17 protein-coding genes are annotated in these 19,997 nt (G+C 67.2%); 8 read left to right on the top strand and 9 right to left on the bottom strand.

Annotated elements, in window-relative coordinates:
* The first annotated feature begins 34 nt into the window (after positions 1-34).
* Positions 35-1,303, top strand: coding sequence for a glycosyltransferase family 87 protein (locus ABLE92_RS05255; RefSeq protein WP_348803615.1), 1,269 nt, complete (start codon positions 35-37; stop codon positions 1,301-1,303).
* Between the two features lie 8 nt (positions 1,304-1,311).
* Here ABLE92_RS05255 and ABLE92_RS05250 read toward each other — a convergent pair whose 3' ends face one another.
* Positions 1,312-1,851, bottom strand: coding sequence for a hypothetical protein (locus tag ABLE92_RS05250; RefSeq protein WP_348803614.1), 540 nt, complete (start codon positions 1,849-1,851; stop codon positions 1,312-1,314).
* Positions 1,852-1,987: 136 nt separating this feature from the next.
* Here ABLE92_RS05250 and msrB point away from each other — a divergent pair, with 136 nt between their 5' ends.
* A complete protein-coding gene (gene msrB, locus ABLE92_RS05245; protein WP_348803613.1) occupies positions 1,988-2,419 on the top strand; it encodes a peptide-methionine (R)-S-oxide reductase MsrB in 432 nt (143 codons plus the stop codon).
* Positions 2,420-2,435: 16 nt separating this feature from the next.
* On the opposite strand, the gene ABLE92_RS05240 is transcribed toward msrB, so the two are convergent.
* Genes ABLE92_RS05240 through hemE form a run of 4 tightly spaced genes read right to left on the bottom strand, consistent with a single transcriptional unit; the run spans position 2,436 to position 6,525 of the window.
* Positions 2,436-3,320 carry a peptidylprolyl isomerase gene (locus ABLE92_RS05240; RefSeq protein WP_348803612.1) on the bottom strand — a complete coding sequence of 295 codons (885 nt, stop codon included), beginning with the start codon at positions 3,318-3,320 and terminating at the stop codon, positions 2,436-2,438.
* On the bottom strand, positions 3,317-4,012 hold the full coding sequence (gene hemQ, locus ABLE92_RS05235; RefSeq protein WP_348803611.1) for a hydrogen peroxide-dependent heme synthase: 696 nt from the start codon (positions 4,010-4,012) through the stop codon (positions 3,317-3,319). The genes ABLE92_RS05240 and hemQ overlap by 4 nt, the downstream gene beginning before the upstream one ends.
* A 48-nt stretch (positions 4,013-4,060) precedes the next feature.
* A complete protein-coding gene (gene hemG, locus ABLE92_RS05230; protein ID WP_348803609.1) occupies positions 4,061-5,461 on the bottom strand; it encodes a protoporphyrinogen oxidase in 1,401 nt (466 codons plus the stop codon).
* A gap of 2 nt (positions 5,462-5,463) precedes the next feature.
* Positions 5,464-6,525, bottom strand: coding sequence for a uroporphyrinogen decarboxylase (gene hemE / locus ABLE92_RS05225; protein ID WP_348803608.1), 1,062 nt, complete (start codon positions 6,523-6,525; stop codon positions 5,464-5,466).
* Between the two features lie 128 nt (positions 6,526-6,653).
* On the opposite strand from hemE, the gene ABLE92_RS05220 reads away from it, so the two are divergent.
* The 3 genes from ABLE92_RS05220 to ABLE92_RS05210 all read left to right on the top strand — a co-directional run bounded on the left by ABLE92_RS05220 (position 6,654) and on the right by ABLE92_RS05210 (position 11,198).
* Positions 6,654-7,283, top strand: coding sequence for a DUF3000 domain-containing protein (locus tag ABLE92_RS05220; RefSeq protein WP_348803607.1), 630 nt, complete (start codon positions 6,654-6,656; stop codon positions 7,281-7,283).
* Entirely contained in the window at positions 7,280-8,566 is a 1,287-nt protein-coding gene (locus ABLE92_RS05215; protein ID WP_348803605.1) for a ribonuclease D, read from the top strand. The genes ABLE92_RS05220 and ABLE92_RS05215 overlap by 4 nt, the downstream gene beginning before the upstream one ends.
* A gap of 376 nt (positions 8,567-8,942) precedes the next feature.
* The gene (locus tag ABLE92_RS05210; protein WP_348803604.1) at positions 8,943-11,198 is read left to right on the top strand and encodes an HNH endonuclease signature motif containing protein; all 2,256 of its coding nucleotides are present in this window, start codon (positions 8,943-8,945) and stop codon (positions 11,196-11,198) included.
* A gap of 222 nt (positions 11,199-11,420) precedes the next feature.
* Here the strand turns inward: ABLE92_RS05210 and dxs are convergent, their stop codons facing one another.
* From dxs to ABLE92_RS05195, 3 genes are all read right to left on the bottom strand, one after another.
* Positions 11,421-13,412, bottom strand: coding sequence for a 1-deoxy-D-xylulose-5-phosphate synthase (gene dxs / locus ABLE92_RS05205; protein WP_348803921.1), 1,992 nt, complete (start codon positions 13,410-13,412; stop codon positions 11,421-11,423).
* 204 nt (positions 13,413-13,616) lie between these two features.
* On the bottom strand, positions 13,617-14,972 hold the full coding sequence (locus ABLE92_RS05200) for a class I SAM-dependent RNA methyltransferase (protein WP_348803602.1): 1,356 nt from the start codon (positions 14,970-14,972) through the stop codon (positions 13,617-13,619).
* Positions 14,969-16,978, bottom strand: a complete 2,010-nt coding sequence (locus tag ABLE92_RS05195; protein WP_348803601.1) for an APC family permease — start codon at positions 16,976-16,978, stop codon at positions 14,969-14,971. Before ABLE92_RS05195 ends, ABLE92_RS05200 begins: the two co-directional genes overlap by 4 nt.
* 193 nt (positions 16,979-17,171) lie before the next feature.
* Between ABLE92_RS05195 and ABLE92_RS05190 the strand changes: the two genes are divergently transcribed.
* On the top strand, positions 17,172-17,834 hold the full coding sequence (locus ABLE92_RS05190) for a potassium channel family protein (RefSeq protein ID WP_348803600.1): 663 nt from the start codon (positions 17,172-17,174) through the stop codon (positions 17,832-17,834).
* A 75-nt stretch (positions 17,835-17,909) separates the two neighbouring features.
* On the top strand, positions 17,910-18,569 hold the full coding sequence (locus ABLE92_RS05185) for a potassium channel family protein (RefSeq protein ID WP_348803599.1): 660 nt from the start codon (positions 17,910-17,912) through the stop codon (positions 18,567-18,569).
* 123 nt (positions 18,570-18,692) lie between these two features.
* On the opposite strand, the gene ABLE92_RS05180 is transcribed toward ABLE92_RS05185, so the two are convergent.
* A complete protein-coding gene (locus ABLE92_RS05180; protein WP_348803598.1) occupies positions 18,693-19,067 on the bottom strand; it encodes an OB-fold nucleic acid binding domain-containing protein in 375 nt (124 codons plus the stop codon).
* Between the two features lie 226 nt (positions 19,068-19,293).
* Here ABLE92_RS05180 and ABLE92_RS05175 point away from each other — a divergent pair, with 226 nt between their 5' ends.
* Entirely contained in the window at positions 19,294-19,968 is a 675-nt protein-coding gene (locus tag ABLE92_RS05175; protein WP_348803920.1) for an alpha/beta hydrolase, read from the top strand.
* Positions 19,969-19,997: the final 29 nt, after the last annotated feature.

Genomic DNA, 19,997 nt, shown 5'->3' with positions numbered 1-19,997 from the left:
GTATTCCGGGTGCGGTACGTAGTACGGTTCGCGGGTGGCAATTCTCGACAGGTATCTCTACCCGCAGATGCCCGCGCAACGCATCGTGCCGCTGGTGCTCTGGCCGCTGAGCGTGCTGATGATCTTCCAGCGCTCGGTGATCCTGGGCGTCAACGGCGACCGGACCGACGATTTCAAACCGGTCTACAACGCCGCGTTGGCCTTTCTCAACCATCGGCCGGTGTACGCGGAGAACCTCGACACCGTCGACCCGCACTATCTGTATCCGCCGTCGGGCACGCTGCTGATGTCGCCGATCGCGGTCATCGATCCCGAGCGCTCCCGTTGGCTGTTCATCGCCGTCAGCGTGATCGCGCTGATCGCGTGCGCCTACCTGATCACGCGCCTGTTCGGGTATGGCGTGAACACCTGGGTGATGCCGACGGTGCTGTTCTTCTTCTTCAGCACCGAGACCGTCGCGCACACGCTGATCTTCACCAACTTCAACGGCTTCGTCCTGCTCGGCATGCTCGCGTTCATGATCTTGATGCTGCGTAACCATGACTGGTGGGCCGGTGTGCCCATCGGCCTGACGCTGGCGGTCAAACCGGTCCTCGCGCCGCTGTTGCTGCTTCCCCTGCTGACTCGTCAGTGGCGGATATTCGTGGGTGCCATCGGCATTCCCGTGCTGCTCACGATTCTGGCGTGGCCGGTGTCGGCCGACCCCAAGTCGTTCCTCTCCCACACGGTCCCGTATCTGGGTTCGACCCGCGACTACTACAACAGCTCGATTTCCGGCAACGGCGCGTACTTCGGTGTGGCCGACTGGCTGATCATCGTCCTGCGCATCGCGTTCACGCTGATGGCGATCTTCTCGCTGTGGTTCCTCTACCGCTACTACCGGCACACCAACGAACTGCTGTGGATGACCACGTCGTCGGGAGTGCTGTTGTGCACGACGTTCCTGGTCGGGTCCCTCGGCCAGGGTTACTACTCGATGCTGCTGTTCCCGCTGCTGATGACGGTGCTGATCCCCGGTTCCGCGATGCGTAACTGGCCCGCCTGGCTCGGCGTGTACGGCTGCTTCACCCTCGACAGTTTCCTGTCGACCCGATGGGACGGCTTCGGCCGGCAACTCGAGTACAACAAGGTCACCTGGGGCTGGTCGCTGCTGATGATCGCGGTGTTCTGCGCGTTGCTGTTCCGCTATCTGGACATGCGCCGCGACGGTGTTGCGGGACGGTGGAACCAGTGGTCACCGTCGGCTGAGGGCGACGTGAGGGCGGTGTCCCCCACGACATCACCCGAGTCGGCCTCGGCGTAATCCCCGGGTCACGAGCCCTGGGCATGCTGCGGCTCGGCGACCGCGGTCGTGCGGAAGCACTCGTCGGTGAGTGATCGTGCGATGTCGCTCATCCGCGCCGAGGACGCGGCACGGCCACGCACGAACTGTTTGTCGACGAGAGTGCCGTCGATCCACACATCGATCCGCCAGGGGGCCAGTCCCGTCCAGCGGGCGAGCAGCACAAACGGTGTGCACAGCACACTGAGCACACCGGAGATGACGTAGAACGCACCGTGGACGAGGACGGTGACGATCGCCTCGAGCACCAGGTACGGCCAGAACACCACAAGCAGGAGAATCCATCCGACGCGGCCGCCGCCACCCGACGACGTGTCACGCACGTCGCGCCGACGTTCATCGATTCGCTCGGATGTCGGACGGTTGACGGGCGACGGCACCGGTTGACGCCGCGCCTGATCGGTCCAGACGACCGGGATGGTGTCGGAGTCGGTCGACATCCGCGGTTTCCACGCCATGACTCGTCGGGTGACGGACCAGTCCTGTCCCATCGAGGTCGTTCCCTGCACCGGACGACCGTAAGCCCTCCCGAGGGGTGATCCGCGCACGCCTCGGACACTTGAACGACTCGTGTCCTGGTCTGGGGGCGCTGTTCGGACCACGCCGTCGTGGCGGCACCGGCAGTCGCCTCGTACCGTGGACGACATGACCGACACGCCCGCCCAGAGTCCTGCCGATCTCGCCGACCTGTCTGACGCGCAGTGGCGCGAACGCCTGTCCCCCGCCGAGTACCGCGTCCTTCGCCAGGCCGGCACCGAGGCCCCCTTCACCGGTGAGTACACCGACAGCAAGACCATCGGCGTCTACCGCTGCCGCGCCTGCGGCTCCGAATTGTTCCGCAGCGAGCAGAAGTTCGACTCGCACTGCGGGTGGCCGTCGTTCTTCTCCCCGCTCGCCGGGGACGCCATCATCGAACGATCCGACGATTCGCTGGGCATGCGCCGCACCGAGGTGTTGTGCGCCAACTGTGGCAGCCACCTCGGTCACGTCTTCGCCGGCGAGGGCTACGACACCCCCACCGACCTGCGCTACTGCATCAACTCGATCAGCCTCACGATGGAGCCGGACGAGGGCTGATCAGTCCGACCCCGTCTCAGTCCGACACCGTCACCGACTCGATCGTCAGCGGACTCTTCGGTGAACCGTCCTGCGGATCGAGACGGTGGCGGCCGGTCACCGGATCGACTCCCACCCCGGGGACGATGCCGCCCGCAAACACCTTGTCGACGACCGACATCCCGGCGGAATCGACGGTGCCGACCACCGCGTAGCTCGCAGGCAGCGTCCCATCGGACTGCAGGATGAAGAACTGGGCGCCGCCACCGGAGTTCTGCGCGTCGGGCCGCGGACCGCGATTGGCGATGGCCACGGTGCCCCGGGGGTAGATCACGGTCTGTGCACCGGATGTCGGGTCGACCGGGCCGCTGGGCCGCAGACCGGTCGGCGGTTCGTCAGGGCTGGTCCATCCGGGATTCCCGATACCGGTACCCGTAGGGTCGCCGCACTGGATCACCTTCAGGTCCGCGGTGTCGGTCATCCGATGACACGGCGTGTCGTCGTAATACCCGTGCTCGGCGAGACTCACCACGGCAGCGACATTGCAGGGGGCGTCGGCTCGGTCCACCACGATGGGGATCGATCCCTGATCGGTGGTGAGGGTGACTTTCAGAATCCCCGACTTCGGTTGCTGCGCTGCAGGTTCCGGCGACGAGCGTTGCTTCGACCGGCCGGCCAGGACACGATCGATCTGCTGCTGATACAGCGTCCGCTGGCCGGGGTCGGTCATCTGCGGCGGCGGCGTGGTCGGCACACTGTCGAAACCGCCGGGCTCCGTCGGGTACTCACATGTCGTGACTTCGGCCCGGTCGACGGACTCGGCGGCAACCGGGGTTCCGTCGACTCCCACGGCGCACCCGGACGAGACCAGACCGGCGCCGGTGACCACCGCCAACGCCAACCACGACCGCCGCCGTCTCACGGAAGTGCGTCGACAAGCGCCGTCGGCTCGATCCGCGGACCCGTGAAGAACGGGGTCTCCTCACGCACATGCATGCGGGCCTCGGTGGCACGCAGATCGCGCATGAGATCGACGATCCGGTGCAGCTCTGGCGCCTCGAAGGCCAGGAGCCACTCGTAGTCGCCGAGCGCGAAGGATGCGACGGTGTTGGCCCGGACGTCCTTGTAGCCGCGGGCGGCCTTGCCGTGATCGGCGAGCATCGTGCGCCGCTCCTCGTCGGGCAGCAGGTACCACTCATACGACCGCACGAACGGGTAGACGCAGATGTAGTTGCCGGGCTCCTCCCCCGCCAGGAAGGCCGGGATGTGGCTCTTGTTGAACTCCGCAGGACGATGCAGCGCGACATTGCTCCACACCGCGTTGCTCGCGCGTCCCAGCAGGGTCTCGCGACGGAACCGGTTGTAGGCGGCCTGCAGATCCTCGAGCTTCTCGGCGTGCCACCAGATCATGTAGTCGGCGTCGGCCCGAAGACCTGAGACGTCATAGACGCCGCGGACCACCACGTCGGTGTCCTCGAGAGACTTGAAGAAGTCGGTGACGTCGGACTTCACGGCGTCCCGGTCGTCGCCGAGTTCTCCGGGCCGGACCGAGAAGACCGAGAACATCAGGTAACGGATGGTGGAGTTCAGTGCGGCGTAATCCAGGCGGCTCATGCCGTCAATCGTGCCACCGTCGCCGATGTGCCCGGCAGCCAGGGATGCTCAGCCGAGGTCGTCGAGCAGTGCGGCGGCCGCACGCCCGGCGTGTCCGATACAGGCCGGCACCCCGACACCGGAATACGACGACCCGGCCAGCACCAGCCCGCGCGGACATTCCTCGACCAGTTGCGTCATCCGGGCGAGATGGCCCGGGGCGTAGCGCGGCAGACCGCCCGTCCACCGTTGCAGATACGTCGCCACGACCCGCGACGACGGTGCCGGGACGCCGGCCGCGGAGCACACGCGGTCGAGATCCTCGAGCGCCCACACCCGCAACAGGTCGTCGATGCCCGGCTCGGTGTCCTCGCCGGGGATCGGCGCACCGTAGCGACCGAAGGACGCTCGCACCGACACCGGACGGTCGGGTGAATCCAAGTGCGCCCACTTGCGTGAGCTCAGCGTGAATGCCTTGGCCCGCAGGTCTTCTCCGGTGGCCACCAGCACCCCGGAGTTGTCGGGCAGCTCGGTTCCCGGCCGCAGGGCGATCGACACCACCACCGACGATGCGGGTTCGACGGCGCGCAGTCCGGGTGCGACGGCGGGTACCGAATCGCGCAGAAGGTGCGCGGCGATCCAGGCCGGGACCGCCACGACGACTCCGTCGTAGACCGGTCCGGGGTCGGTGCCCGCGGCGGTGCGAACCGACCAGGAGCCGTCAACGGGGGTGACGTCGGCGAGCGCACATCCGGTGATGAGTCGCGGGCGTGCTGCGTCGATCACGGCGTCGACGAGCACCTGATACCCGCCCAGGAGTGTGCCGAAGACGGGTCCGGTGCCGCGACTCTCGTCGAGCAGGCCACCGACGGCCTCGGTGAGGCTCCCGGCTCCCGCGTCCAGGCGCGCCGCCAGAGCCGGAATCGCCTCGCGCACACCGATATCACGAGCAAGACTGGAGTACACCCCGCCGAGCATCGGGTCGACGCTGCGATCCACCACCGACAGACCGAACCGCCCCGCGACCAATTCGCCGACACTCATATCGGTCCCCGGATGCCAGAGCAGGGGTCGGGTGGGTTCGCTCTCGATGAGCCTCAGGTCGACCGGATCGACAAGACCCTCGACCGCCGTCGCCGACCGCGGTATCCCCATCAGGGCGGGCGCCGGCAGCGGATGCAACGTGCCGGCGGACCAGATCGCCGGTCGGCGGGTGGTCGGCGAGACGACGCGGTCGGCCAGTCCGAGTTCGGTGACCAGATCGAGTGCCTCGGGTCGCCGGACGATGAAGGCCTCGGCGCCGACATCCACCGGTGATCCGCCGACGTCCACGGTGCGTAGGATGCCGCCCGGGCGGTCATCGTCGCAGTACACGTCGATCTGTGCGTCGGCACCGAATCCCTGCCGCAGGCGCAGCGCCGCAACCAGGCCGGAGATCCCGGCGCCGACGATCGCGATGCGTACCGCCATCGTCAGAGCGTGTGGATCAGTTCGACGGCGCGGGTGAGCGCGTCCGGATCGGTGTCGGGCAGAACCCCGTGACCGAGGTTGACGATGTGGCCGGTCGCGCCGGCGGCCAGTGCACGTGTGCCGTCGTCGATGACGCGCTTGATCTCTGTTTCGACGACGGTCGGGCCGGCGAACAGGACCGTCGGATCGAGATTCCCCTGCACCGCCTTACCGGGTCCGACGCGGCGTACGGCCTCGTCGAGGGGTACCCGCCAGTCGACGCCGATGACGTCGGCGGGCGCCGCCATCGAGGCGAGGAGTTCGCCGGTGCCCACCCCGAAGTGGATGCGCGGCACATCGTAGGGTGCCACCTCGGCGAATACCCGGGCGGTGTGCGGCGCGACGTAGGCCTGATAGTCGGAGGCGCTGAGCGCTCCCGCCCACGAGTCGAAGACCTGGATGGCGTCGACCCCGGCGTCGAGCTGCACCTGCAGGAAGGTGATGGTGATGTCGGCGAGACGCCCCATCAGCGCGTGCCAGGTCGCAGGCTCGGACCGCATCAACGCCTTGGTGTGGACGTAGTTCCGGCTCGGTCCGCCCTCGATCAGGTACGACGCGAGGGTGAACGGCGCACCGGCGAATCCGATCAGCGCGGTGGTCTCGGAGAGCTGGTCGAGGATGAGGCGCACGGCCCGCGCCACCGCACCCACCGAGGCCGGTTCCAGTCGCGGGAGTGCCTCGACGTCGGCCGATGTCCGCACCGGCGCGGCGATGACGGGTCCGGTGCCGGCCACGATGTCGAGGTCGATGCCAGCAGCCTTAAGTGGAACCACGATGTCGGAGAACAGGATCGCCGCGTCGACGTCGTGGCGCCGGACCGGTTGCATGGTGATCTCGCAGACCAGCTCGGGGTCGAAGCAGGACTCGAGCATCCCGTGATCGGCGCGGATCGCGCGATACTCGGGCAGCGAACGGCCGGCCTGCCGCATGAACCACACCGGTCGGCGCGTCGGTGTCTGGCCGCGTGCGGCCGCGACCAGCGGCATTCGGGTGTGGGTACGGCGCGTTGCTTGTGTGTGCGACATCGGTACTCACTCTGCCATGTCCGCAGGACAAACCGGTCGGCGGAGCCCGATCGATCGGACCCTGCGGTCGGGTCATCACCCGGCGCGCCTCCACCGCCGGGCGTGGTCCTCGTCATACCGTCGGGAGCGTGACCTCCTCCGGAGCTCCGACGGAGCCTGCCGACTTCCGCATCGCGGTCGAGTCGCTGCATTCCGCCCGCATCCGCCGCGACATCGAGGTCGGACCCATCCGCCCACCCCAGCGTCTCGCGCCCTTCAGTTATGCCGTCGGTGCCGAGGTCAGCCCACCCGATTCCGACGACGTCGACACCGACTCGCAGGGCAGCGCCTTCGGCCGTTTGATCCTGCTCTACGACCCCGACGGTCAGGACGCGTGGAACGGCACGATGCGCCTGGTCGCCTACATCCAGGCAGAGATGGAGGCGGCTCTCGCGATGGACCCGCTGCTGCCCGAGGTCGCGTGGAGTTGGTTGTCCGATGCGCTCGGCGTGCCGGTCGGCCACACCACGTCCGACGACGGGCATCCGGGTGATTCGGCCGTGCGCGTGACCGCGTTGGGTGGCACCGTGACGTCGACCAGCTCGGTCCGCTACGGCGACATCGCCGGTCCACCGCGCGCACACCAACTGGAGTTGCGGGCGTCATGGACGGCACCGACGGCCGACGGTCTCGGCGGTCATCTCGAGGCCTTCTGCGATGTGTTGGCCTCGGCCGCGGGCCTTCCACCGGTCGGGGTCACCGAACTCGGGTCCGCGTGAACGATCCGGCCCCACCCGATACACCCGACGGCCCCGAAGATGACCGGCCGGCCACGACGCCGCTGCTCGCACCGCGCGACGGGGTGCCGGCGGTACTGACGAGTCCGACGGAATTCGCCCGTGCCGCTGAGCAACTCGCGGCCGGCGAGGGTCCGGTCGCGTTGGACACCGAACGCGCGTCGGGTTACCGGTACTCCCAGCGGGCCTACCTCATCCAGATCCGTCGTCACGGTTCCGGCAGCTTTCTCATCGATCCCATCGAACATCCCGACGCACTCACCCCGCTCATCGACGTTCTCGAGGGACCGGAATGGGTTCTGCACGCCGCCGATCAGGACCTCCCCTGTCTGCGTGAGGTCGGATTCCGGGGCCGGGAACTGTTCGACACGGAACTCGCGGGCCGACTTCTCGGACTCACTCGGGTGAACCTCGCCGCGATGGTCGAGCAGTTCCTCGGGCTCGGCCTGCAGAAGGGGCATGGCGCCGCCGACTGGTCACGTCGACCCCTTCCCGACGAGTGGCTCAACTACGCCGCACTCGACGTCGAGGTGTTGGTGGAATTGCGGGACGCCATGGATGCGGCCTTGTCGGAGGCCGGAAAGCAGGAGTGGGCCCGCGAAGAATTCGCGTACGTCCTGGCGCGGCCGGCATCGCCGCCGCGAAGGGATCGTTGGCGCAAAACGGCCAACATCCACACGATCAAGACCGCGCGCGGCCTTGCCGCCGTGCGCGAATTGTGGACGGCGCGTGAGGAGATCGCGCAACGACGAGATGTTGCGCCGGGACGCGTGTTGCCCGATTCGGCGATCGTGACCGCCGCAGCGGCCGGACCGCAGTCCACGGCCGAACTGACGCGTCTACCCGTGTTCGGTGGGCCACGCCAACGCAAGCAGTCGGGAACGTGGTTGTCTGCCCTGCTGCGCGCACGCGACATGCCAGAAGCCGAACTCCCCCCGCGAAAGACCCCCACGACGGGTCTGCCTCCGGTGAGCCGATGGGAGCAGCGCAATCCCGAGGCCGCCGCGCGCGCCGCACGAGTGCGTCCGCTGGTGAAGGAGATCGCCGAGGCCAACGATCTCCCCGCCGAGAACCTGCTCCACCCGGAACTCGTTCGGCAGCTGTGCTGGGAAGGACTGCCCGTGCCGGTCACCGCGGAAGCGGTAAACGAGCGCTTGGCCGCCGGGGATGCCCGGGGCTGGCAACGCACGCTGACCGCACACCCAATCGCCGGCGCACTCAACAGCATCGACGACTCCGCCTCCGACTCGAGCGGCACCGACTGACCGTCGGTCGCCACCCGTGGTCCGCCAGACGATCCCAAATCCATTGGGCGAGAACCATCCCGCCGGTCGAGACCCCATCCCGCTCGAGCCCCCAGTCTGTTGACCGAGCCCCTCATCCCGCCGGTCGAGCCGCTATCCCGTCGGTAAAGCCCCATAATTCGTTGGTCGAGCCGGGCGGAGCGCTAGCCGCCGCGTTGAGCTCCGTCGAAACGAAGCCCGAGTCGAGACCTCGCAAGCCGACGCCGAAAACTCAACCACCCCAATCCCATTGGGACATACATAACCTGTGGATAGAAAATACTTGCGAGTTTCGATATGATCGGCTATAATCGAACGCATACGCCACAACGGCCTTCTCGGGGGAGGTGACATCAGCATGACAGACACCACCGACACTCCCATGTCACGGCCACTGGCACTGATGCACCAGATCAACGCGTTGCTCGACGAGTTGGCCCAGACTCCGATGACCGCCTGCTCCGACCTCGAGGTGGTGGAGGCGGCGAAACTGTCCGAACAGATCGCGACCCGTACCCACTTTCAGGGTGATCGCGCGATCCTGGAAATCTCTGATCGTGGTGTGCACCGCAAGGTCGGCAAAGTCAGCCTGTCCAACTTTCTGAACTTCGATCTGCGGATCGCGCAACCCACCATGCGCATCGCTCATATGAAGGCCACCGCCCGATTCCACGGACTGACCGGACAACCAGAGGAACCGAAATACCCGACCCTGTCGGCCGCGTATGAGCAGGGCTTGATCGGTCACACTCACCTGTCGGCGGCGTTGGAAGCGTTGGACAACATCCCGAACGCTGTCGCGCATGACAAGAAGGTCGCCGCCGAAGCCACCCTCGGGGAGAAAGCCACCGAACACATCCCGGCCGACATCACCAAGATGGGTGCCCGGATTCTGGCGCACCTCGACCCCGACGGGCAGTTGGTGGAGGAGAAGGAACGCCAACAGCGTCGTAACCTGTGGATCAACCAGTCCCGTGTCGATGGGATGGCGAAACTCAACGGGCACCTCCCGCCGATCACGCGTGCCTTGTGGGACACCATGCTCGACGCGTGGGCCAAACCGGGAATGAACAACTTATCGGATGCGGAATCCCCGACCGGCGCCATCGGCGACGCCGACCCCGACCAACTCGCAGCCGCGGTCAAACGTGACGACCGTTCCCAGGCGCAACGCAATCACGATGCCATGCACGTCCTGCTGGTGTCGGCGATGAAAGAAGGAGTCCTCGGCAAAACTCATCGCGGCCTGCCGGTCGCGTTGATCATCAAAACCTTCCTGCAGGATCTGCTGGCCGGCGCCGGGTATGCGACCACCGCCTCAGGATCCACCATTCCCATCCCGGACCTGCTGAGTGCGTTGGGTGACATCAAAGACCCCAACGATCTGCAGCAGTTCCTGGCGGTGTTCTCCGACGCCATCGACCTGCCCCTGTATCTGGGGCGGGCCCGCCGCCTGGCGTCCACCGAGCAGCGGATCGCGTCGTTCTCCCGCACCGGCGGTGAAGTGTGCTCGTTCCCCGGCTGCGGACAACCCGCCTCGCATTCGGAAATGCATCACGCCAAGAAAGACTGGGCCGACGGCGGGAAAACCGATATCACCGATTTGGCGCCGGCGTGTGGTCCGCACAACCGGATGGTCGGCCCCAACCCGGGTCAGTACACCACCGGCATCTACGAAGACGGACCCCTGGCCGGTCGCTGCTGGTGGCAACTCAACGCCGCACCCGGCATGCCGGCAAACCCGAAGGTCGTCAACGACCACCCCGACATCACCGCACTCTACGAGCAGAAACTCGACCAGATCCGCGACCAGATCCACGGTGACCTCACCACCAGCGACGCTGATAGTGGTGTCGGCGCAACCGAACCCGACACCGATGCGGTTGACGCTGAAGCGGTCGATGCCGACACTGCTGACATCGAAGCCGACGCCGCTGACGCGGAGGGTGAGGCCGAGCCGGTCGATACCCAGATCGACGAACCGACCGATCCCCACGCTGACAGCAACAAGGACCACGAGGCCGAAGCCCCGGCAACCGTCGAGGCCGAAACCCCGTCCGACCGTAGTGTTCCGAGTGACCATCAGGCTCCGGCTGCCGACTCCTCGAGCATCGACGACAGCCTCGACCTCGCAGACAGCGTCGACCAGAACTACGACCACGGGTCGGGCGTCCCTGACCAACCCGACCCAGCCATCGACGAATACGATTCAGGCGCAGCCCAACCCGATCCCGTCGAACCCCGACCACCCGACCAGCGAGACAAGCCCGACGCCGCAGGCGACGAGCACCCTGACGAACCTGGTGTCACCGACACCAGGGAGATCGACCTGGTCGTCTTCGACGGAGACGGTGTTCCGATCACCGACGATCCCGACGACCCAGCTACCGCTGCCGGGCTCGATCGTGCCTCGCGCACCCGCGTCCGTGTCCGCGACACGACCACCGAAGGACAGCCCCGCGAGCGCCGCATCCGTGATGGCGGCATCCGTACCAGCGGCGCCGACCGGGAACGTGAGCTCGAGGAACTCGCCGCCATCGGCATGAACCCACGCAACAGCCGAATCGAGCGTGTTCTGGCCGCCCGGCTCCACTACCGGCTCGACACCTCCTGAAGCAGCCCGTCCGCCGGTACTGGCCGGGCCGCACCGCCGCAGAAACATTGTGGCCGTGGGGAGTTCCAGCCTCGTCTTACGAGGCCTCGACCTCGACAAGCTCGGCCCGGCGGACACGGGCTTCGTTTCGACGGAGCTCAACGCGGCGGCTAGCGCTCCGCCCGGCTCGACCACCGGGACTGGACCTCGACAAGCTCGGCCCGGCGGACAAGCTCGGACGCGTCAGTCGGGCTCGGGGGACTCCAACTCGCCCGACGTCGAGTCGTCATGCGCCACATCGAGTTCGGGGTCGTCGAGCGCAGCACGGTCGAGTCCGGGGGTCACCTGCATTCCGGAGACCGTGGCGGTGATGGACCGCGCCAGATCCTGCGCGGTCAGACCGAGCTCCGACAAGATCTCACCGCGGGAAGCGTGAGTGATGAATTGCTGAGGAATCCCCCGGATCTGAACCGGCGCAGTCACATCCGCATTCGACAGTGCGGCGGCCACCGCCGACCCGACGCCTCCGTGCACACCGCTGTCCTCCAGTGTGACCACGAGTCGGTGACGTCCGGCGAGATCGACCACCGATGGCGGGACCGGCAACACCCATCGAGGATCGACGACGGTGGCCTCGATGCCCTGACTCCGCAGTCGCTCCGCGGTATCCAGAGCCAACGCGCAGAAGGCGCCGACCGCCACGATGAGAACGTCACCGCCGATCGGCTCGGTCGGCGAGGTGCCACGTCGCAGCACGTCAACCCCGTCATCCAGACGCTCGATCGCCCGAATGTCCTCCGGCACAGCGCCCTTGGAGAATCGCAGCGCACTGGGTCCGTCACCGACGTCCAATGCCTCGGCGAACTCCTCCCGCAGCCGCACCGCATCACGGGGCGCGGCAACGCGGATGCCCGGCACCAGACCCAGCAGCGACAGATCCCACATTCCGTGATGGCTCGGACCGTCGGGGCCGGTGATCCCGGCCCGGTCGAGTACCAGCGTCACCGGGAGTTTCAGCAGCGCGACATCCATCAACAACTGATCGAAGGCACGATTGAGGAAAGTCGAATAGATCGCGACCACCGGGTGCAGACCGCCCAGCGCCAACCCGGCCGCCGAGGTCACCGCATGCTGTTCCGCGATCCCCACGTCGAACATCCGATCCGGGTACCGCTCGCCGAAGGGTGCGAGTCCGGTCGGGCCGGGCATCGCGGCGGTGATCGCCACCACATCGTCCCGTGCGGCGCCGGCCTCGATCAGCGCAGCCGAGAACACCGACGTCCAATCCTGCGGCGACACGGTCTTGGCACGGCCGGTGGCGGGATCGATGACTCCGGTGGAGTGCATCTGATCGGCGACGTGATTCTCCGCGTGCGCATACCCCATGCCCTTGCGGGTCACCGTGTGTACGATCACCGGCCCGCCGAATGCCTTCGCCTGGCGGAACGCCGACTCGAGTGCCTCCACGTCGTGACCGTTCACCGGTCCCACGTACTTGAGGCCGAGGTCGGTGAACATCGCCTGTGGCGCAAGCAGATCCTTCAAGCCGCTCTTCATCCCGTGCAGCAACGCGTACGCCGGGTCGCCGACGACCGGCAACTTCTGCACCACCTTGCGTCCCTCGTCGAGCACGCGCTCGTACCCCGGCTGCAGCCGCAGTCCGGACAGGTGTTTGGCGAGTCCGCCGATCGTCGGTGCATACGACCGCCCGTTGTCGTTCACCACGATCACCACCGGCCGATCGGCACCGGCGATGTTGTTGATGGCCTCCCAGCACATACCGCCGGTGAGCGCACCGTCACCGACGACGGCGACCACGGTCCGCTCGTCCTGCCCGGTGAGCGCGAACGACTTCGCGAGGCCGTCGGCGTACGACAACGCCGCCGAGGCGTGTGAGGATTCGACCCAGTCGTGCGGGCTCTCGGCACGATCCTGATACCCGGTGAGTCCGCCCTTCTGCCGCAACGAATCGAACCCGTCACGCCGGCCGGTCACGATCTTGTGCACATAGCACTGATGGCCTGTGTCGAAGATCACCGGATCGATCGGCGAATGGAAGACACGATGCAGCGCCAGGGTCAGCTCGACGACACCCAGATTCGGTCCGAGGTGCCCGCCGACGGCCGACACCTTCTCGACGAGGAAATCGCGGATCTCACTCGCCAACGCGGTGACGTCCTCGGGTGAGAGCGCACGCAGATCCGCCGGTGAATTGATGTGCTCGAGTTGGCCCATCATTCCTCCATCATGTCGTCGTCCACGGTCGGCGGGTCGGCGCGACACCGGCGGGCTTCACCGGTGGATACCCCAGGGCTCCAGGCCCCCGACCACGAACCCACCGGTTCGCCCCGGGGATTCGTCCCTCGACGCCGGGAGGCGACGAGAGTCATCTGTGTCAGTCTACGGATGTCCCGGCGTCAACCCGACGGCGACAAACCCTCAGACGGGTGAGGTCGACCGCACCAGTACTGCGATGGCCTCCAGATGGTGCGTGAGAGGGAATGCGTCGAACCCCGCAATGCCTCGCACCCGATATCCCCGGTCGGTCCACAGGCGCAGATCCCGCGCGAACCGGCCGACGTCGCAACCGACGTGCACCACCACCCGTGGACCCGCGGCGACGATGCCGTCGATCACCCGTGCCCCGGCGCCCGTCCGCGGCGGGTCGAGAACCACCACATCCGGTGCGGGAAGGTCGCCGATGATCTCCGCCACCTCGCCACGATGGCTCCGCACCCGCGGATCGTCACCGAAGGTCACCCCGGCGGCCGCGAGTGCGCCGCCGTCGGAGTCGACGATGTCCACCCGACCGGCACCGACGTCGTCGAGGAGAGCAGCCGCGAACACACCCGCACCGCCGTACAGATCCCAGCACGTCACCGGCTCCCCCGACCCGACGCCGACATACTCGAGATACCGCCGGACGAACTCGGTGACCGTCGCGGCATACACCGAGGGTGCTGCGCGGTGCCCCTGCCAGAATCCGGTCACCGGGATCTGCCAGGCGCGGTCCCCCACCCGGTGTACCGCGGTCGCCTCCCCCTCGAGCACGGTCAGTGCACGAGCACCCTCACGCCCACGTCGACGTCGTTGCGCCGACCGGCGGTCCGCACCCCGCCGGTCCGTGCCCCGACGCTGCGTTGCCCGACGCCGACCACTCGAACCCGAACCGCCTCCGGGACTCGGTGGTGCCAGTTCGGTGATGTGACGGTGACCGTCGTCGTCGAGCACGATGGCGAGCTCGGCGCCCGGTGTGTATCCGGCGTCGACGCCGACGATCATCGTCGGATCGGGTTGCGCGCATGGGTGTCCGACGACGATTCCCGCGGCCCCTCGTTCGTGCACCCCCGCCCGGCCGTCGGCGTCGACGGTCAGTCGGGTGCGAATCCGCCAACCCACCTCGGCGTCGTCGAGTGCGCGAACCGCCGCAGCCGCATCCTCGAGAACGTCGAGGGCATCCGGCGTGAAGCCGCCCACCCGGATCAGGACGTCACGCAGCACCTGCGACTTCAGAGTTCGCGCGTGGGCCGCCGCGACAAACGCGAAGTCGCAACAACCTGCTCCGTGAACCGCTGCCGGACAACGATTTTCGATGCGATAGGGCGACGGATCGAGAACGTCGCAGACCTCCGCGGAGAGAAACCCGGGCTTCTCTCCGATGATCGACGCGGTCACGGTCTCACCGGGAATCGCGCCCCGGACGAACACGACCCGGCCGTCGGGTGCGTGGGCGATGGCGGTGCCGCCGTTCGCGGGCCGCTGCACAGCCAACGTCAGCAGCTCGGGCGCACTCACGAGTCGGGGCCACCCAGGGCACGCCGGGTGTCACCGGGGGCGTTGTAGGACAGATCCGCCTTGCGACGATCGGACGAACTGAGCTGCCAGGGCACCGACGTCACCATCACCCCGGGCTCGAACAGCAGGCGTGTCTTCAACCGCAGCGCCGACTGGTTGTGCAGGATCTGCTCCCACCAATGCCCCACCACATACTCCGGGATGAACACGGTGATGACATCGCGGGGCGACTCTCGTCGGACGCGACGGACGTACTCGATCACCGGGCGGGTGATCTCACGATAGGGCGACGCAATCACCTTGAGCGGCACCCGGATGTCGCTGGCCTCCCACTCCGACACCAACCGGCGAGTGTCGCGATCGTCGACGTTGACGGTGATCGCCTCGAGCACGTCGGGGCGGGTGGCGCGGGCGTACAGCAGGGCCCGCTTGGTGGCCAGGTGCAGCGTGGAGACCAACACCACCGAGTGGGTCCGGCTCGGCAACACCTGCTCGTCCTCGTCGACGGCACGTTCGAGCTCGCGCTGGACCGAGGCGTAGTGGTGGTGGATCAGTTTCATGATGACGAACAGGATGACCATCGCCAGGATCGCGATCCAGGCGCCGGCGGTGAACTTGGTGATCAGCACGACCACCAGCACCGTCGCCGTCATGATCAGACCCACGGCGTTGATCACCCGGGATTGCATCATCCGCCGACGCGCACTCGGGTCGGTTTCGGTACGCAACAACCGCGTCCAGTGCCGCACCATGCCCGTCTGGCTCAGGGTGAACGACACGAACACGCCGACGATGTAGAGCTGGATGAGCGCGGTCACCTCACCACCGAAGGCGATCACGAAGGCCATCGCCGCGACGGCGAGGAACACGATGCCGTTGCTGAAGGCCAGCCGGTCGCCGCGGGTGTGCATCTGACGCGGCAGATAACGATCCTGGGCGAGCACCGACCCGAGCACCGGAAAACCGTTGAATGCGGTGTTGGCCGCCAGCATCAGGATCAGGGCGGTCACGGTCGCGACGAAATAGAACCCGATCGGGAAACCCTCGAAGACAGCGTGCGCCAACTGGGCGATCATGGCTTCCTGCTGGTAGCCGGGGGGCGCACCGATCAGGTCGGTGTCCGGATTCATCACGTATTTCGCGCCGATCCGCTCGGCCAGGAAGACGATGCCCAGCAGCAGCACGATCGCGATGCTGCCGAGAAGGAGCAGTGTCGTCGCGGCGTTGCGCGACTTGGGTTTCTGGAAGGCCGGAACGCCGTTGCTGATCGCCTCCACACCGGTCAGCGCCGCGCATCCGGACGAAAACGCACGCGCGATCAGGAACACGAACGCGATACCCATCAGGTGATTGTTCTCGGCCCTGATCTCGAAGTGCGCGGTCTCGGCCTGCACGTCGCGTCCCAGGACGAAGATCTCCAGGAATCCCCAGATGAGCATGCCCAGCACACCGAAGATGAAGGCGTAGGTCGGGATGGCCAGCACCGACCCGGACTCCTTGAGGCCGCGCAGATTCACCGCCGCCAGCACGATGATCGCCGCGACACAGAACCAGACTCGGTGCTCGTGCACGAAGGGTATCGCCGCACCGATGTTCTCCGCCGCCGACGAGATCGACACCGCGACGGTGAGGACGTAGTCGACCAGCAGCGCGCTGCCGACCGTCAGGCCCGCGGTGGGACCGAGATTGACGGTGGCCACCTCGTAGTCACCGCCACCGGAGGGATAGGCGTGCACGTTCTGGCGATAGCTGGCAACGACGACCGCCATCACGATCGCGACCGCGATCGCCACCCACGGTGTGTACGCCAGGGCCGACAATCCGGCGACCGAGAGGACCAGGAAGATCTCCTGCGGCGCGTAGGCGACCGATGACATCGCGTCCGACGCGAACACCGGTAGCGCTATGCGCTTGGGCAGCAGGGTGTGGCCGAGACTGTCGCTGCGAAATGGACGTCCCAGAAGCAGGCGTTTCGTCGCGACGGACACCTTTGACACGGTGGACACCAGGCAACACTAGAACCTGCGATACCCGAAGGCCACCAGGACCCGCATCATCGGCCGGGCAGTACGGGTAGGTTCATCTCTGCATGGGACGACGCGGTCGTTGGTGGCGTCGATGAATCCCTGCGCCGCCGAGTCGTGGGCGAACCCCACAGGCATGTGATCGCCGGAAAGGGTGCACCGTGAAAGGACCGCTGTGCGAGTAGTCATCATGGGCTGCGGACGAGTCGGATCGGCGCTGGCGATGGCCATGCAGAAGCGTGGGCACGAGGTCGCGGTGATCGATCGTGACGCATCGGCCTTCGCCCGCCTCGGCGATGCCTTCACCGGCGACCGCATCGTCGGTGTCGGATTCGATCGGGACGTGCTGATCCGCGCCGGGATCGAGAAAGCCGACGCCTTCGCCGCCGTCTCCTCCGGCGACAACTCCAACATCATCTCCGCGCGCGTGGCACGCGAGACCTTCGACATCGAACGCGTGGTGGCCCGCATCTACGACGCCAAACGCGCGGCGGTCTACGAACGCCTCGGTATCCCGACGGTGGCGACGGTGCCGTGGACCACCGAACGTTTCGTCTCGGCGCTCGGTGAGACCTCGACCACCACCGAGTGGCGTGACCCGTCGGGGACGTTGGCGATCGCGCAACTCGACATCCACGAGTCGTGGATCGGGACGAGTTCGATCAAGTTCCAGGAGCGCACCGGCGCCCGGATCGCCTTCCTCAACCGCGTCGGTACGCCGGTGCTGCCGGAGGCGAAGACCGTTCTGCAGCAAAGCGATGTGGTGTTCGCCGCGGTGCTGCTCGACCGGTTGCCGGAGACACGCGCCCTGGTGGCGGCTCCGCTGGCCGACGACTGACCACCAACAACGGCCATTGATCTTGATGGGCGGCCCATCCGCCGCCGTCACCACCGTCTTCGACAGGAGAACGTCATGAGAGTCGCCATCGCCGGTGCCGGCGCCGTCGGGCGATCGATTGCCCGCGAGCTGCTCGTCAACTCGCACGAGGTCACCTTGTTCGAGCGCAAGTCCGATCACATCGACACCGACGCCGTCCCCGGCGCGCAATGGCTACTCGCCGACGCCTGTGAGCTGTCGAATCTCGAGTCGGCGAATCTGCAGTCCTTCGACGTGATGATCGCCGCGACCGGCGACGACAAGGCCAACCTGGTGGTGAGTCTGCTCGCGAAGACGGAATTCGCCGTCAATCGGGTGGTCGCCCGGGTCAACGACCCCCGCAATGAGTGGCTTTTCGGCGAGGAGTGGGGCGTCGATGTCGCGGTGTCGACGCCGCGGCTGCTCGCCTCGCTCGTCGAGGAGGCGGTCTCCGTCGGAGATCTGGTGCGCCTGATGACATTCCGCCAGGGACAGGCCAACCTGGTCGAACTCACGCTGCCGGCGAACACGCCGCTCGCCGGCCGCCCCGTTCACAAGCTCCAGTTGCCCAGAGATGCTGCGCTCGTGGCGATCCTGCGCGGCGGCCGGGTGATCGTGCCCGAACGCGACGACCCGCTCGAGGGCGGCGACGAACTGGTGTTCATCGCACCGGCCGAGGCCGAACCCGCGCTGCACGCCGCGATGCGGATCGAGTAGCCGCCAGATCCGGGGGGCACACTGCCGCTCGGCGGCCACGGTGGCGCCCGCACGTCGAGCCGGGCACTGCTCGTCGGGCAGCAGAAAGGCGGCCGCAGTGGGCCGCCTTAATGGTGCGCTCCGTCAGTCCTCGTCGCCGTAGAGCTCGTAGTACGGGTTGTAGATCACCTTGGTGCCGTCGTGCTCGCCCAGGCGACCCCGTACGGTCAACTTCCGGCCCGGTTCGATTCCCGGGATCCGGTTGCGTCCCAGCCATTTCAGCATCACGACGTCGGATCCATCGAAGAACTCCGCCTTGACCCCGCTCTTGGCGGTGCGCGAACACGTCTCCACCGATCGCAGTTCACCGTGCATGGTGACCTCGTCACCGCGGCAACACTCGACGGCGCGCTGAGCGCCGGTCGCTTCGGATTCGGCAGCGATCTGCTGCGCATCGGCGTTGCCGAGATCCTCGGTCAACCGCTTCGTCAGCCGCTTGAGATATCCGGCTGTCGGCATCGCAACCTCCAAGACGATGTGCCTTCGCCCAGTCGGGGTCGTGGTGCCTTGTGGGCCGGGCCTTGAGTAGTACTCGACGCCCCGACGTGGGTGCTTGGCCTCAGCGTAGACCCAAGCTCACGACACGTACAACGCACGGCATGATCGTGGCATGCCCGCGAATGACATACACGCCGTGACCAGCACGAATGGCGGGTCTCACACCGCGGTGTCGGCGCTCGTCGTGATGCCCGGAACGGGTTCGGACGCCGACTTCGTCCGGCGGGCATTCGGTGCGGCCGCCGCGCGGATGGGTGTGGAACTGATCGCCCTGCAACCCGAGGAGGATCTTGTCGCGGGCCACCGCCGGCGCCTGGACGAATCGGCGGATAGGTACGGCCGGATTCTGGTGGGCGGCATCTCGATCGGAGCCGCCATCGCGATCGACTGGGCATTGGGGGCCGACGGCGCGCAGCGGTGCGCCGGGGTGTGGGCCGCCCTGCCGGCGTGGAGCGGGGTCGGCGACTCCACGCTCGCCGTACAGAGCGCCGCGGCGACCGCACGGGCGCTGCGCGTCGATGGGCTGGAGGCGACGATCGCCGCGATGCGCCGCAGCAGTCCCGCGTGGCTGGGTGCCGAACTCACCCGCAGCTGGCGAGCGCTGTACCCGGGTCTGGTCGGCCAGTTGGAGCAGGCCGCGCGGTATCGGGCCCCGACGGTCGACGACATCGCACACCTCGCCGTGCCCCTGGCGATCACCGCGGCAGCCGATGACCCGCTGCATCCGCTCGAGGTCGCTGAACAGTGGTGTGCCGCGGCACCCGAGGCGCACCTCGTGCACGTGGGTCTGCACGAGTGGGGACAGGATCCGTCCGTTCTGGGGCGCTCCTGCGCGCGGGCGTGGGGTGAACTCGTGCGGTGAACGCCGCCCGGGCCCGGTTCAGCTCACCG

The organism is Gordonia oleivorans (assembly GCF_040044975.1).
Lineage (GTDB): Bacteria > Actinomycetota > Actinomycetes > Mycobacteriales > Mycobacteriaceae > Gordonia > Gordonia oleivorans.
The sequence above is the reverse complement of the archived record's forward strand: the minus strand, read 5'-3'. Positions and strand labels throughout refer to the sequence as shown.

Coding starts and splice junctions, on each gene's coding strand:
- msrB (WP_348803613.1), top strand. CDS start 1,988: ATGACCGACACGCCCGCCCAGAGTCCTGCCGATCTCGCCGACCTGTCT.
- hemQ (WP_348803611.1), bottom strand. CDS start 4,012: ATGAGCCGCCTGGATTACGCCGCACTGAACTCCACCATCCGTTACCTG.
- hemG (WP_348803609.1), bottom strand. CDS start 5,461: ATGGCGGTACGCATCGCGATCGTCGGCGCCGGGATCTCCGGCCTGGTT.
- hemE (WP_348803608.1), bottom strand. CDS start 6,525: ATGTCGCACACACAAGCAACGCGCCGTACCCACACCCGAATGCCGCTG.
- ABLE92_RS05210 (WP_348803604.1), top strand. CDS start 8,943: ATGACAGACACCACCGACACTCCCATGTCACGGCCACTGGCACTGATG.
- dxs (WP_348803921.1), bottom strand. CDS start 13,412: ATGGGCCAACTCGAGCACATCAATTCACCGGCGGATCTGCGTGCGCTC.
- ABLE92_RS05185 (WP_348803599.1), top strand. CDS start 17,910: ATGAGAGTCGCCATCGCCGGTGCCGGCGCCGTCGGGCGATCGATTGCC.
- ABLE92_RS05180 (WP_348803598.1), bottom strand. CDS start 19,067: ATGCCGACAGCCGGATATCTCAAGCGGCTGACGAAGCGGTTGACCGAG.
- ABLE92_RS05175 (WP_348803920.1), top strand. CDS start 19,294: ATGCCCGGAACGGGTTCGGACGCCGACTTCGTCCGGCGGGCATTCGGT.